The sequence below is a fragment of the Clostridium collagenovorans DSM 3089 genome, from assembly GCF_900130005.1.
GTDB lineage: Bacteria > Bacillota > Clostridia > Clostridiales > Clostridiaceae > Clostridium_D > Clostridium_D collagenovorans.
The window spans coordinates 96,515-110,910 of record NZ_FQXP01000008.1 but is presented as its reverse complement, the minus strand read 5'-3'; the positions used below and the strand labels follow the sequence as shown (position 1 = coordinate 110,910).

Annotated in this window: 12 protein-coding genes; all 12 read right to left on the bottom strand. The window is 28.6% G+C overall.

Translation table 11 applies throughout. The features are described from left to right. Positions 1–267: 267 nt before the first annotated feature. A complete protein-coding gene (locus BUA48_RS10955) occupies positions 268–1,029 on the bottom strand; it encodes a hypothetical protein (RefSeq protein ID WP_072832105.1) in 762 nt (253 codons plus the stop codon). Between the two features lie 92 nt (positions 1,030–1,121). Next, positions 1,122–1,697 carry a TasA family protein gene (locus BUA48_RS10950; RefSeq protein WP_072832104.1) on the bottom strand — a complete coding sequence of 192 codons (576 nt, stop codon included), beginning with the start codon at positions 1,695–1,697 and terminating at the stop codon, positions 1,122–1,124. Positions 1,698–1,762: 65 nt separating this feature from the next. Next, a complete protein-coding gene (locus tag BUA48_RS10945; protein ID WP_072832103.1) occupies positions 1,763–2,341 on the bottom strand; it encodes a TasA family protein in 579 nt (192 codons plus the stop codon). 127 nt (positions 2,342–2,468) lie between these two features. Beyond that, on the bottom strand, positions 2,469–2,948 hold the full coding sequence (locus BUA48_RS10940) for a signal peptidase I (protein ID WP_084666263.1): 480 nt from the start codon (positions 2,946–2,948) through the stop codon (positions 2,469–2,471). Positions 2,949–2,988: 40 nt separating this feature from the next. Beyond that, a complete protein-coding gene (locus BUA48_RS10935; protein ID WP_072832101.1) occupies positions 2,989–5,946 on the bottom strand; it encodes a vWA domain-containing protein in 2,958 nt (985 codons plus the stop codon). Positions 5,947–6,597: 651 nt separating this feature from the next. Then, a complete protein-coding gene (locus tag BUA48_RS10930) occupies positions 6,598–7,332 on the bottom strand; it encodes a hypothetical protein (protein ID WP_072832100.1) in 735 nt (244 codons plus the stop codon). A gap of 27 nt (positions 7,333–7,359) precedes the next feature. Further along, entirely contained in the window at positions 7,360–7,938 is a 579-nt protein-coding gene (locus BUA48_RS10925) for a TasA family protein (protein WP_072832099.1), read from the bottom strand. A 246-nt stretch (positions 7,939–8,184) separates the two neighbouring features. Beyond that, a complete protein-coding gene (locus tag BUA48_RS10920; RefSeq protein WP_072832098.1) occupies positions 8,185–8,754 on the bottom strand; it encodes a TasA family protein in 570 nt (189 codons plus the stop codon). 81 nt (positions 8,755–8,835) lie between these two features. Further along, positions 8,836–9,324: a signal peptidase I gene (locus tag BUA48_RS10915; protein WP_072832097.1), complete on the bottom strand. Its 489-nt coding sequence runs from the start codon at positions 9,322–9,324 to the stop codon at positions 8,836–8,838. A 27-nt stretch (positions 9,325–9,351) separates the two neighbouring features. Beyond that, the gene (locus BUA48_RS10910; protein ID WP_072832096.1) at positions 9,352–12,309 is read right to left on the bottom strand and encodes a vWA domain-containing protein; all 2,958 of its coding nucleotides are present in this window, start codon (positions 12,307–12,309) and stop codon (positions 9,352–9,354) included. A gap of 647 nt (positions 12,310–12,956) precedes the next feature. Beyond that, positions 12,957–13,679 (bottom strand): hypothetical protein, encoded by a 723-nt coding sequence (locus tag BUA48_RS10905; protein WP_072832095.1) that lies wholly within the window; start codon positions 13,677–13,679, stop codon positions 12,957–12,959. An 88-nt stretch (positions 13,680–13,767) separates the two neighbouring features. Continuing rightward, positions 13,768–14,340: a TasA family protein gene (locus BUA48_RS10900; protein ID WP_072832094.1), complete on the bottom strand. Its 573-nt coding sequence runs from the start codon at positions 14,338–14,340 to the stop codon at positions 13,768–13,770. Positions 14,341–14,396 lie beyond the last annotated feature (56 nt).

Genomic DNA, 14,396 nt, shown 5'->3' with positions numbered 1-14,396 from the left:
TTTAATTATTTTGTATTTTCAAATAATTATTAATATTATATCAAAGTTTCTTATAAAATTTAATACTTATCTAAATTATATATATCTTACATTAAATAAACTTCATTCATATTTTATACGATAAAAAAATTTAATATATAATAAATTACGATGATGTAGATTTACTATTGCAAAGTATATATTTTATAAAAGAGGCTGTACTATTTAAACCTTAATATAATTTTATCTTCATATATTAAAGTAAACTTTTACAACCTCTTTGAAAATTTATTTATTTTTATTACGTAGATTTTTAATAACTAGTACAATTATAGTTAATGTACTAACTCCAATTAAAATTATACTCATAAGCATAGATGTATTATCTCCAGTAACAACATTGTCCTTATTCTGTTCTTTATCTTTATTAGCTTCGTTGTCACTTTCTGTGTTTTCATCCTCTATGTAATCTTTATTTTCTTTAACATCACAAGAAAAAACCCATTTCACCTTTGCTTCTGAATTTTGATATTTATTTCCTAAACTTTCAGGCACAGATAACTTAGCAACTATTACAGCCTTTGAATTTGTTTTAAATTCACCTAACAAAATTGGCTTTGTCATTGTTCCTATATCATCTTTCTCTTCAGATGTAATTCCTGAAGCCGGTCCTGAATAAATTTTTTTCTCTTCTTCACCATCTAACTTTAAGGTAAGTTCAAGTGATAATATATTGATCAATTCTTTAGATAAATTCTCCAAATCTTTATTTTCAAATTTATCTGCAGACGCTTCTTCAGCCCTTAAATACAAATCTATAATATTTTTGTTTTTATTATAAATTTGTATATTTTGTTCTATTATCTCACCTGGATAAAGCTCCTTAAAGTTTAGAAAAAGGTCATCACCTGGCAAGGTAACTATCCTATTGGAATTATCCTCATAAATCACTTTACTATCCTCTGCAAAAACTCTTGTAAAGTTAATTGCTATAGCCATAATAGTAATTATTAAGATAGTAGTGATTTTTTTAATATTTCTACTTTCCATTTGACCCTTCCTTATCTAATAGGATTTTATAATATCCTAAACTTAAAAAGGTTAAATTCAGTATAAAACCTATTAATAACTTTTAATTTTTACTATGGTACTGGAACTGGATAAGTTTCAGCAGTTATTGGAGTAGTTCCCCATGGTGTCTCACTATTCCAGTCAAATGTGAAATTATCCTTTTGTATAGCTTCAGCCTCAACTTTTATATCGAAAGTCTTGCCTGCTGCACTATTCCCTAAGGTCGTTGGAATTGTAACAGTTGTAAATAATTGTGCAGAGCCATTCTTAGATAATGCATCTTTATAATAATAATATCCATCCTTGCAAAGCTTCCACTTAGTAGAATCAATATCTAGAGCTGTACCATCAATAATTGAATCACCTGTAAAAGTCACCTTAGCACGTATATAACACTGATTTTCTGATATATTTGTTATAGTAGGATCCTTAGCAAGTGTATCTCCTGGAACTACATTATCGAAAGTCAATCCACCTTCCTGTAAAGCTCCATTCTTAGTTTCCTCTAATTTAATATCTACATTTCCAAAAGTAACTACATTTGTAACTTCACCCTTATCTGTAAACCATGCTAAAGTTCCACCTATAGCTATCATTGCACATACAGCCACAGCTGTAACCATTGTTGTAATTTTCTTCTTATTCATTGTTTGCCTCCTAAATATTAAATAATAACCGTAAAATAATAAAATAAAATAAAAATTTAGTATAACTATGGAGTTATAAGTTCACTTTCTGCTGCTTTAAAGGCTTCTTTATATGTTCCAAATCCATTAGCCTGTACTGCTTCTGCATTTACTATTAAGTTAACTTTTCCCTCTGTAATACTTTCTTCTTTAACTGTTTCCTTCATCTTAACTTCAGTAAATAAGCTAGATGTTTCTCCTCCAACAGGAACTACCTCATTGTAATAGTAGTATCCGTCAGCATCTTTTTTCCAACCAATGTTGTCAACTCCGATTAATTCAAGTATATTCTCATCATAATGAAGTTTTATTCTTACCCAACAAGGGTTTTTCCCTGTATTAGTCACCTTAGGATCCTTAGATACAGTAGTACCTGGTGCAATTTCATGATTTGCCCCTGGCTTACTCCACTCTGGTTCTTCTATAGAAACCTTAACATCTCCTACTGTAAGTGTATTAGTAACTGTTTGTTTATCTGTTAAGTAAGCATATGTTAAACCTACACTTAATGCTGAAACTAAGCATAGTGCTACTATTTTGGATAAGGAATTTTTCCTTCTCCTCTCTCTTCTTCTGCTTTGTCGTCGTCCTTCTTGATTCCTCATTTACGTCCTCCCTAAATTAATAACCTATCAAATAAAATAAAATTAACCTAAACTAAATTTTCATGAATAATTTCTCATTCACAACAATAACTAAATTTTTATGAGTAATTTCTTATTCACAACAATTTTACTTTTCTAATAAATCTGGTAAAAAATTAAGCACTCCTAACAAAAGCATCAATCCTACTCCTATAAAAATACCCAATTTAGTTTTTATATAAATAGCTATAAATCCCAAAAGTGGAACGTTAAACTTAACCTTGCCAATTAAGTCAGTAAAATTAACTGGATTAGTATCTACATACTCATTAGCATCACCCTTAGTTATAAACTGTTTTTCTGATGAATTAACTTCAATAACCCTATGAGTTGCAACCTTTCCATTTCCTGATAATATAAAACTTATAATATCATCAGTTTTAACTTCTTCTGGATTAATTCTATCTACAAAAACTATACTTCCAATAGGAAATTTAGGTTCCATGCTTCCACTTAAAACAGCATAGGTTTCATATCCAAAAATTTTGGGTATTAATAGTATCCCTGCAATTGTTATCATAATTATCAAAATAATCGTTGAGCTTATATTACATATTTTTTTTATCACGAATATACTCCTAAAGCATTATACTAATTTCTGATAATACTTATTTCTTAATATTAATAGTATTTTTCAGCACATCTGTATGAGTAAAGTACTTATCACTTACCTTCTGATTAATAAATATACCTTCACCTTCATTATTACTTAAATTAGTTGTTGAATTGTTGATATCCTCATAACCTACATAAAATACTAAATTCTCTCCAAGTTGCTCACCTTTACAAGGTTTTAAAATATTAATAGCATTACTTTCAAAGTTATACCTTAAATTCTGAGACTCACTCAAACGGTATTTTCCTTTTTTAAGTCCTTGGAAGCTCACTGATTTACTAGTATATTCATCACCTATGATAACATCATTTTTTTCAAACCTTACTACATCATAAAGTTCTTCCACAACATTATCTCTTTCATCTAATCTTTCTAACTTAAATGTAAAAATAGGATCTCCATTTGGAAACCAAATTTCGCTACCTCTAAGCTTTTTTATTGCGTTAACTTGTCCTTTTACAATATTTACCGTATAACTTCCTATTGATGAAGTGTTTTCAACCTTAATTCCCCCACCAGAACCTTGAGAAATATCACCAATTTTATTAGGTATGAATTCTACCTTAAGCTTATATACTTCAGTATTTCTAGGACTAATTTTAGAAAGATCACTTATATTACCTATTAATGTTGTTCCATCTTCCTTAAACCATGTATAAAGGAAGGTTCCTGTTTCCTCTTGTCCTAAGAAGCAATCTGGAGTCTTTGCATTAAACATGAATTCTTCTACACCAGTTGTTGGAACATTTTCTCCATAAAATATAGTAGTTTCTTTATCCCTAACATTGAATTTAATCGGTACATTTACAGTTGGTTTATCAAATTCAATTAACTTGTTATCATCTTTGTATATACCTGATATAGATGAAATATTAGTTGTAATATCATTTCCACCAATAAATTCATCTTTAGCTCTTACCTCAATCTCTTTAGACCACTTAGCTATGGTTGTATCATCTACCTTCATGTAAGGTATAAATTGATTACTCCATTCTATACACCAATTACCACTTACATCCTGTATGGCTTGTACATCTGGTGTTGCTTTAATATCTTCTAAGAATTTCTGTGTAGGTTCAAATCTAGGATCTAGATAATCCTTTACAGTTGCATTCTTAACTCCACTTGCACCATAGTCCGTAAGTCCAGTATTAGGGTCAATAATTTCTAATTTTTGAAGTGTAGTCCATGCTGTTAAAGTTATTTTGTAAGTTCGATCTGAGGTATTAAATTCATCAACCTTTATAGATTTTTTCTCTTGATGAAGTTCATCAGCTAAATTTACTATATCTACATTAGGTAATGGAAAACTTCCTATATTAGCTCCTGTGCTATCATATACAGCGGATACCCCCTCAATATTTGTTGGTAACCCAGTACCATAGACACTTGAATCCTTTGGTTTTATAGTTACAGTTCCCGTAAAACCTTCTGTGTTAGGCTTTATATCTGTATTCCAAATTACAACCTCATAACTAACACCATCAATTATCTCCATAGTTATCTCTGCACCTTGGCTTATTAGTAATGCTTTACTTTCCTCAGTAATAACAAATTTAGGATCAATATAGTCCTTTACCTTGCTATTGTCTAAGTTTAATCCTATCTCTCCAATTATCTGATCAAATACTCCACTTAAAGAATTAGATCCCATACAGTTGAAGAAATATTTTTTAGTAGGATTACTAGTAGTATCTTCTGGAGTTGCTGCATCCTTCATAAACTGTTGAGCTTTTAAATTAGCTAATTCAGCATCGCTGAATATTCCCAATGAATATATATAGGAGTTAACTTCTGGACTCTTTAAAGTATCAGTATATACCAAAGCATCTCTAATAAGTTCTTCTGGTTCTATGCTACCTCTAGATGGTTCTCCATCTGTAATTAGAACAACTACCCTTTTTCTATTATTATTTATTGGTAAACTTTTCATAGCATTTAAAGCTTCTGCTAGTGCTAAATCTGTACTTGTAGCACTTATAGGTGTTAATGCATCTACCTTTTCTTTAATACTATTAACCTTATTCTGAGAATCTAATGAAATAAAACCCTTTGTATCATTAGAAACATCTGTATCAAAGGATATAATATCAATAGTGGAATCACTACTCTTAGTTGCTACTTCATCTATGAATTTATTAGCTTCTCTTTTTAGAACTTCTATTTTTTTAACATTTTCCTCTTTTAGCTCATAAAATTCATATCTATCATTTTCACCTGTTGCTCCCTTTTCTGGCGTAACATAATGAGCATATCCTCCTTCAAAGTAATACCACATAGATTCATCATTAACATTGTCATAGTGAAGATTAATTTGTTGAATAAAATCCCCTCTCTTAATGCAATACCTAATCCATGGTGTATATATATCTTTACCATCAAATTGAGTTTTCTCATAAAACTCTCTAAACTCAACATCAATAGTTTGTCCTCCTGGAGTAATATGTTTTCCATACTGACCAGCTCCACCCATAAGATACTTAATCCATTTTCCACCAGCTTCCCATACTCCAGCACTAGAATTATAAGAAACTCTTTCATAATTTATCAAATCTCCTGAAAAATTGACATAATACTCTCCATTTATATTTGGAGTTCTCTTACCTATGTCGGAAGTCTCGTAGGTATTGGTAATTCTTTCATTCATACTTCCTGACCTATCTAGTACCATAGCTATATCTAAAGGTTTACCACTCTCTATCCCAGCCTTAATCTTAGCTGTTAATGTAAGATCATACTGTGGATTATGTATGTCAAAATCCTTAACATTATTAACTACCTTATTAATTTCTAATCCTTCAATAGATTGTACTACTGGATTAATGGTTGTTTTTGCATTATGCTTTTTAATAGATGAAGTAATATTTTCAGCATATACATTTCCTAATACAAGATTAATTAGTAACCCTAATGCAATTATTAAAGCTATTTTTTTTCTACCTTTTTTCATACGTTTCACCCCCTTTAAGTTTTCTGTGATTAATTTATATGAACATAATTAGTAAAACCTTAAACTGATTAATTCTCAGCTATATATATTTTATTAATCATGTACAAAGCATTTTCAAAGTAAATATTATATTTCTACATACATAAACAAACTATCTCATCTAAAAATGATATACTTTCCACCTTATTTCAGAATATTCCGAATTTTAATCCTATTTATTATCTAATAATTATTTTACTTTCGTTCAATTTTCTTTATTGTCATTTTAATATTCGTAAATATATTTTTAGTATAAATTATCCACTATATATCTTAATGTATTTATCTCTTTAAAATACAATCTATATTCTATTTTAATTATTATTATGATGATAATTATGACTTGTTTTTTACTCGATTCCATAATACCCCTTATACGTACCATTCTATTATCTATTTTTCTAAATGTCAACACACCTTATGTATATTTTCTCATATATATATAGTTATATTAAAATATGATCCTGCATGGTATTTAATTGTCCCATGATTATAGTGTTAATTTATATTTTTTGTAAAAATAAGTCTTTAAATATTATTATTAACCAAAATAATAAAACTATCTCCTTAAGTAATTTCTACTTAATAGAGATAGTTTTATCCTCACACAAATTATTTTTTAATTTTCCTTATGAATAATAAGATTATAGCTATAACACTTAACATGCAGAATATGAAGGGTATAATAATATTCATACTATCATTAGTAACAACATTATAATTTTTGTTACTATACAAATTTTCCTTTACGTCACAGGAAAAAATCCATTTTATCTTAGATGTTACATTTTGATATTTATTACCTAAACTTTCTGGAACATATATTTCTGCCAATATTCTAGCTTTAGAATTCTTCTTAAATTCTCCTAATAAAATTGGATTAATCATTGTTCCAAAATTTTTTTCTTTTCCTTCTGTATCACCTGATAACCTTCCTGAATAAATTAATTTTTCTTCATCATTCTCTAATTTTAATGTAAGTTTAATAGTTAATAAATCTATCAGCTCCTCAGATATAACTTGCTCTTTTTTGCTTTCAAATTTATCTTTATCTGCTGACTCTGCACGTAAATATAAACCTATTGTTTCTTTATTCTTGTTATGAATCTTTATTTCTTGTGTTCTTACTTCTCCTGGATATACTTCCTTGAAGTTTAAAAACAAGTCATCTCCTACCAAAGTAACTATTTTACTAGATTCATCATCATAAATAACAAAACTTTCTTGTGAATAGGTTACATCAAACTTATTAAATATAAGTATTATACTGATTAAAAATATAGTGAACACTTTTTTAACAGCTTTTCTTCTCATTACATCAATACCTATTATAATAAAATTTTTCAAAATATATTCTTACTTTTAATTACGTTATTATTTAGTAGGTTCTTTATAAGTTTCTGCTGTTATAGGTGTTGTCCCCCATGGTGTATCACTTTCAAAGTTAACTTCAAAGTTATCTGACTGTATAGCTTCTGCATCTACTTTTATATTGAAAGTTTTATCAGCTACATTATTGCCTAACTCTCCTGGTATTTTTACTTCATTAAATAAAACCACATTCATACCATTCTTAACTACACCTTTATAGTAATAATATCCGTCACTACCTTTTTTCCATTCCGCACTCTTAATATCTAGGCTATCAGCACCTATTGGTGCTCCTTCTGTAAAGGTAATTTTAGCACGAATGTAGCAATCATTTTTTCCTATGTTAGTTATAGTTGGATCCTTTTTGAACTTATCACCTGGAACTATATTTTCAAACTTTAATCCCTTTTCACTCAAATTTCCGTCCTTTTGAGTTTCCTCTAACTTAATGTCTACATTTCCAAATGTAACTACATTTGTAGTTTCTCCTTTATCTGTAAACCAAGCTAATGTTCCCCCTATAACTATCATAGTACCCATTACCGCTGCTGTAACAATAGTTGTCAACTTCTTCTTATTCATTATAATTACACTCCTAATATTAATTATTAACCGTCAAATAAAATAAAAATAAATTAGCATAATATATATTTTCAATAATGAATGTTCATGGTATCTAACTTAAATAGTTAATAAATTTAAATATAAATTTATTTACCTAATTAGATCTCATATACTATGCTTAAATAATAAATTAAAATAAATATAAATAATCTATAAAGTTTAAGTTTTTAACTTAAACTACTTATCAGTTAAATTTATACTAGCTTATTTTTCAGCTAGTTGAGTATTAGCTGAATTAAATGCCTCTGTATAACTATTAAATCCATCAGCTTGTACAGCTTCAGCATTTACAATCACATTAAGCTTATCCTTTAAAGTCTCGCCATTCTCTTTAACTGTTGCTTTCATTTTAACTTTATTAAATAATTTACTAGTTTCTGCATTTTTTTCCACTTTAGAATTGTAATAATAATATTTATCCTTATCATTGAAAGTCCACTTATTTGTTTCTGTTCCTAGATTCAAATCTGGTATTTCAAAAATATTTTGATCATAATTAACTTTTACTCTTATATAGCAAGTGTTTTTTCCAGTGTTTTTAACACTTGGATCCTTAGCAACCTCTACACCTGGTGCAATTTCATGAGTTGTCCCAGTTGTTCCCCATGCTGGTTCTTTAACCTCAATTTTAACTTCCCCTACTGTAAAAGTATTGGTAACTGATTGCTTATCAGTTAAATATGCATAAGTTGCACCTACACTCACTGCTGCTACCACAACTAATGCCAACGCCTTTGATAAAGTACTTTTTTTAATAGATTTTTTATCTTTCATAATTTTACCCTCCTGAATCTTTAATAACCGTCAATTGTTCATATAGAACTATATATAAAAAATAAAAATAACAAATATTTTTTAATCCTCTTTTTTTAATAGTTCCGGTATAAAGTTACCTAGAATTAATAAAATCAATATACCTAGTGCTATCATCATTCCTTGCTTTGTTTTTATATATATTGTTAAATATCCTAGCAAAGGAACATTAAACATAACCTTTCCTATTAAAGAATTAAATTTTACTGGTTCAGTATCATTTGAGTTATTAGCATCACCCTTGGTAATGAAGTATTCTTTTTCACTTTCTACTTCAACTACTCTATGAGTTGCCACATTTCCGCCTTGCCCACTTAAGAAAAAACTTATTGGATCTCCAACTTGTATTTCTGATGGCTGAACCTTTTTAACAAATACCATACTTCCAACATGAAACTTTGGTTCCATACTTCCGCTTAAAACTGCATAGGTGTCATATCCAAATATTTTAGGTACTAATAAAAGAGCAGCAATTGCTATCATAACTATTAAAATAATCGTTGTTCCTATATTACATATTTTTTTTATCACTTAATATCCTCCCTATGCTTTACTAGCCTATTCTTTTAATACAAATGTATTTTTTACTACATCGGTGTGTGAAAAATACTTCTCATTTACTTTTTTATTTATAAAGGTTGCAGCTCCTTCAGTGTTATTTAAATTAGTCTTTAAAACATCACCTTCATCACAACCAACATAAAAAATTATGCTTTCTCCATCTCTAGTTCCTTTACAAGGTTTACTTTTATCAATAAAGTTTTCTTGAAAATCATAACGCAAAGCATCTAACTCGCTTAAACGATATTTTCCCTTTTCAAGTCCTTTAAAGGATATTGCTTTACTTAAGTACTCACTTAAATTAGTACTATTCTTTTCTTCAAATCTTACTACATCATAAAATGTTGCAGTAACACCATTGCTTTCGTCTAACTTTTCTAGCTTAAAATTAAATATTGGATCACCATGAGGAAACCAGACTTTTTCTCTTTTAATATTTTTAATAACATCTATCTTTCCTTTTAAAACCTTAACTTTATAGGTGCCCATTACAACTTTATTAGTAACTTTTACTCCCCCATTTAACTTTTCAGAATTTTCTCCTGATGAGTTAGGGTTAAAAAATACCTCTAGTCTATATTCTATATTTTGATCTGGTTTAAAATCTTTTATAGATTCTATATCCCCTACTGGAGTTACCCAGTCTGACTCAAACCACTTGTAAGTAATAGTACCTGTTGGATCTTCACCCAAGAAGCACTCTGGATTTTTTATATTTACCATCTCTTCTTGAACTCCATTTATAGGTATATTATCACCATAAAATATAGTATTTTCTTTATCTTTAACTTTTAAATTTACAGGTACATTTACCCTTGGAAGAGGAAACTTCTTCAATTCAAAATTCTCTTTATAAATACCAGATATAGGTGAAATATTTGTTGGAATATCATTTCCACCTATAAATTTATCCTTTGCTTTTACAATTATATCCTTAGACCATTTACTACTTTTAGCATCTGACAAATTCATATATGGAATATTTTGATTTTTCCATTGGATATACCAATTTCCCTTTGAATCCTTAGTTGCTTGTACATTAGTATCATTTTTTATTGATGCTAAAAACTCAGCTGTTGGTTCAAATCTTACATCTAAATAATCTCTAACTGTTACATTTTTTAGTCCACCAACTCCATAACCAGTTACTCCTGTATCCTTAACTTCTAATGCCTTTAAATTACTCCATGAAGTAAGAGTTATTTTATAGGAACGATCTGCAGAATTATTCGGATATAATTTTATAGCTTTCTTTTCTAAGTTAAGCTCCTCAGATAAATTCAAAATATTCACATGTGGTAGTGGGAAACTACCTATATTATTGCCACTACTATCATAAACAGCAGATATTCCTTCTATATTTGTAGGTAAATTATTTCCATAAACACTAGGATCTTTAGGTTTAATAGTTATTTTTTCTTTAACTCCTTCTGCTCCTGGATTTATGTCCTTAGTCCAAATTACAACTTCATATTCTATTCCATCTACTATTTCTTTAGCAACCTCTGCCCCCTCACTTAAGAGCTTCTTTTTACTTTCTTCTGTTATTATAAATTTCGGATCAATATAATCCTTTATTTTGCTGTTTTTCAAACTCAAACCTGTTTCCTGTGAAATCTGAGTGAATATATTATCTAATTCCGTGACATCACTACAATTAAAGAAATAATCCTTTGGTGGATTAACAGATTCATCTCTTGGTGTTGCTATATCCCTCATAAAGTTTTGAACTTGCCTCTCCTGTAAAGTATAGTAATCAAATACACCTATAGAATATATTACAGCATTAAATCTAGGACCTTTCAGAGCATTTCCATAGTGTAAAGCTCTATCAATAATCTCTTCTGTAGTCCCATCGGAAGATTCTGGTCTACCATCCGTAAATAATACAACCATTTTTTTCTTTCCATCATCTTTTACTTTCGCAATTGACTCTACAGCTTCTCTCATTCCTAAATCCGTTGCCGTAACATTTTGAGGTTTTAATCCATTTATTATATCCTTTATGCTTTCTATATTTTCTTGAGAATCTAAGGATACAAATCCATTTGTCTTATTTTCTACATGTCCAGTAAAAGTAATAACATCAATATTAGATTGACTACTCTCCTTCGAAACCTTGTCCACAAACTTAGATGCTTCACTTTTTAAAGCATCAATTTTCTTAGTTTCTGAGTTTTTCTCAAAAAACTGATATTCATTATTCTCTCCTGTAGCTCCCTTTTTAGGAATAACATATTGTCCTTCACCTAAGTTGTAATCATAATAACTCCATTTATATTCATAGGTATCCTTGTTATATTCCGAGTGTACATTTTCAATTGTTCCATTTTTTAACTTTATATAATAATCAGGACTTAGCTTCTTATATATAGATTGTCCATTTTCATCATAATCTAAAGTATAAAACTCACAATTTTCTATATACTCCCCATTCTCATCTAGTGAACTTCCATATCTTTCTCCGTCAATAACATATCTAACACTATGGTATACATTAGATCTATCATAGTAATACCACAAATTCCTGTATGGTATATATCCCACTCTTAAATATCCTTCATAAGTATAAACATAATACTCACCATCTATTTTAGGTGGCTTTGGTACCTCACTTACTTTAGTTAAATCAAGCATATTATGCTGCATACTGTCTGATACATCTAAAACAAGCGCTATATCACACGGAATCTTCGAAGTAACAATATTAGATTTTGTTTTCGCACTTAAAGAAAGTTCATACTGTGGATTCTGAACATCAAAATTAGGTGCATTATTAACTTCTTTAGTAATTTGTAATCCTTCAATAGGTTCTACCCTTGTATAACTTTTGTTTTCTAAGCTCTTATCATTAGTTTGTTTACTCGTATCTTGTGCGTATGTGTTGGTAAATACGCAAGTTGAAAATACATTGATGGCCATTACCAAGGACAAAATACGTTTTCTTTTCTTCATATTTTTATCTACCTCCTAAACATTAAATTTAATATATTTAAATCAATTTAATATATTTAACACAGATAATACTAACCTTCTACAATTAGCTTTTAATAATATCTATTATCTAGTTTTTCTATCTAGAAGTCCTTAATAGAATTAAGAGGCATACTACTTACTTTTTAAATTTTATATACTTATTTATCCTATAACCTATAATTAAGTATCTCTTATGATTTTTAATATTGCATGGAATAAGTTTCCTAGACTATAATCTGCCTTATGAATTGAATTATTTTTAATGGAAACTAACAAAATAACACCTTTACAATAATCTACTCTTTTGTAAACATAATCACTTTATTAAGTGAATCTATTGTTCGTTTTTTCTTTTATTATTTACTTTTTTTTACACACCTTCTTGTACCATGACTAATTTTATTACTGTTTTTACTAAATGTCAATACATATTTTATTGATTTTTACATATAAAACTAATATTTTCATTTTAATTTTTAATTAAAGTATTTTTATTCTTGTAATTTTATGTTATAAAATACTTTTCATAAAACTCTATAAAAAAAGCTCTCTTCATATTAAAAAGTTAAGTTTTTCTTTACAATAAGACTCTTAAGCATTTTAAATTAAGATAGCTTTTTTTATTTTTAATTATTTTTCTTTTTTCGCATCATTACAAATACTAATACTATTAAACTCGCCCCTGCAAGTATTGATATTAAAATTACACTAGAGTTATCTCCAGTTATAACATTTTTATTTGAAGTATCTTCAGAGGTTCCACCATTAACCCCTGAACTTAAAGTATTACATGAAAAAATCCACTTTACCTTGGATTCAACATTCTGATACTTATTTTTTAACTCTTTTGGAACTGACAGCTCTGCTATTATATTTGCCTTTGAGTTAGCTTCAAACTCTCCAAGTAAAATATTTTCTGTCATATCTCCATAATTCTCACTACTTTTATTTTTAACTCCTGATGCTTGACCTGCATAAATAACTCTGTCTTCTTTGCCTTCTACCTGTAATATAAGTTTAAGTTTCAGAATATTTATCAATTCCTCTGATATATCCTGAAGTTCCTTACTTTCAAATTTATCATTATCAGCAGGTTCAGCTCTTAAAAATAATTCTACTGTAATCTTATTTTTATTGTGTATTTCTATGTCCTGCTGTACTACTTCTCCAGGCATAATCTGCTTAAAATTTAAAAAAAGATCCTCCCCTGGTAAAGTAACTATTTTATTAGAAATATCTTCATAAACTACTTTACTATTTTCAGCAAAAGAAATTTTATAACTATTATTGAAAATTATTACGGAACTTAAGAAGACAGTAATTAACTTTTTTATAGTTTTATTTTTCATTCTATCATTCCTTAATTTTATAAATTTATGAAATAGTTTAACTCACTAAAAACAACTTCTAAATTTAACTTTATTATATTGTGAAATTTTATGATCCTACATAGGTTTCTGCATTTATCGTAGTCCCTCCCCATGGAGTTTCACTATTCCAATCAAATTTAAAATTATCTGATTGTATTGCTTCAGCTTCAACACTTATATTGAAGGTTGAATTTGCTGCACTATTACCTATTGAAGATGGTATTCCTACCTCATTAAATAAAGTTATCTTGTCATTCTTAGATACTAACTCCTTATAGTAATAGTATCCATCTTTGCTTAACTTCCACTTACTTGTGTCAACATCTAAGTTTTCTAACTTTATTGCAGCTCCCTCTGTAAATGCAACCTTTGCACGTATATAACAATCATTTTTACCTATATTAGTTATTGTAGGGTCCTTTTTAATTACACTTCCTGGTGTTATATCTTTAAATATTAACCCCTCTTCTTTCATAGTTCCATCTTCATGAGTTTCCTCTAACTTTATATTTACATTACCAAAGGTAACTACATTAGTAGCTTCTCCTTTATCAGTAAACCAAGCTAGAGTTCCACCAACCACTATAATTGAACATAATGTAACCGCTGTAATAATCGAAGTTAGTTTCTTTTTATTCATTTTACTGCACTCCTACTCTTTATAAACTCCTATAATAAATAATAAAACTGTGTCTT

What these genes read in the sequence shown, in the direction of transcription:
- BUA48_RS10945 (WP_072832103.1), bottom strand. Translation starts at nt 2,341, where the DNA reads ATGAGGAATCAAGAAGGACGACGACAAAGCAGAAGAAGAGAGAGGAGA.
- BUA48_RS10900 (WP_072832094.1), bottom strand. Translation starts at nt 14,340, where the DNA reads ATGAATAAAAAGAAACTAACTTCGATTATTACAGCGGTTACATTATGT.
- BUA48_RS10955 (WP_072832105.1), bottom strand. Translation starts at nt 1,029, where the DNA reads ATGGAAAGTAGAAATATTAAAAAAATCACTACTATCTTAATAATTACT.
- BUA48_RS10935 (WP_072832101.1), bottom strand. Translation starts at nt 5,946, where the DNA reads ATGAAAAAAGGTAGAAAAAAAATAGCTTTAATAATTGCATTAGGGTTA.
- BUA48_RS10950 (WP_072832104.1), bottom strand. Translation starts at nt 1,697, where the DNA reads ATGAATAAGAAGAAAATTACAACAATGGTTACAGCTGTGGCTGTATGT.
- BUA48_RS10925 (WP_072832099.1), bottom strand. Translation starts at nt 7,938, where the DNA reads ATGAATAAGAAGAAGTTGACAACTATTGTTACAGCAGCGGTAATGGGT.
- BUA48_RS10910 (WP_072832096.1), bottom strand. Translation starts at nt 12,309, where the DNA reads ATGAAGAAAAGAAAACGTATTTTGTCCTTGGTAATGGCCATCAATGTA.
- BUA48_RS10905 (WP_072832095.1), bottom strand. Translation starts at nt 13,679, where the DNA reads ATGAAAAATAAAACTATAAAAAAGTTAATTACTGTCTTCTTAAGTTCC.
- BUA48_RS10920 (WP_072832098.1), bottom strand. Translation starts at nt 8,754, where the DNA reads ATGAAAGATAAAAAATCTATTAAAAAAAGTACTTTATCAAAGGCGTTG.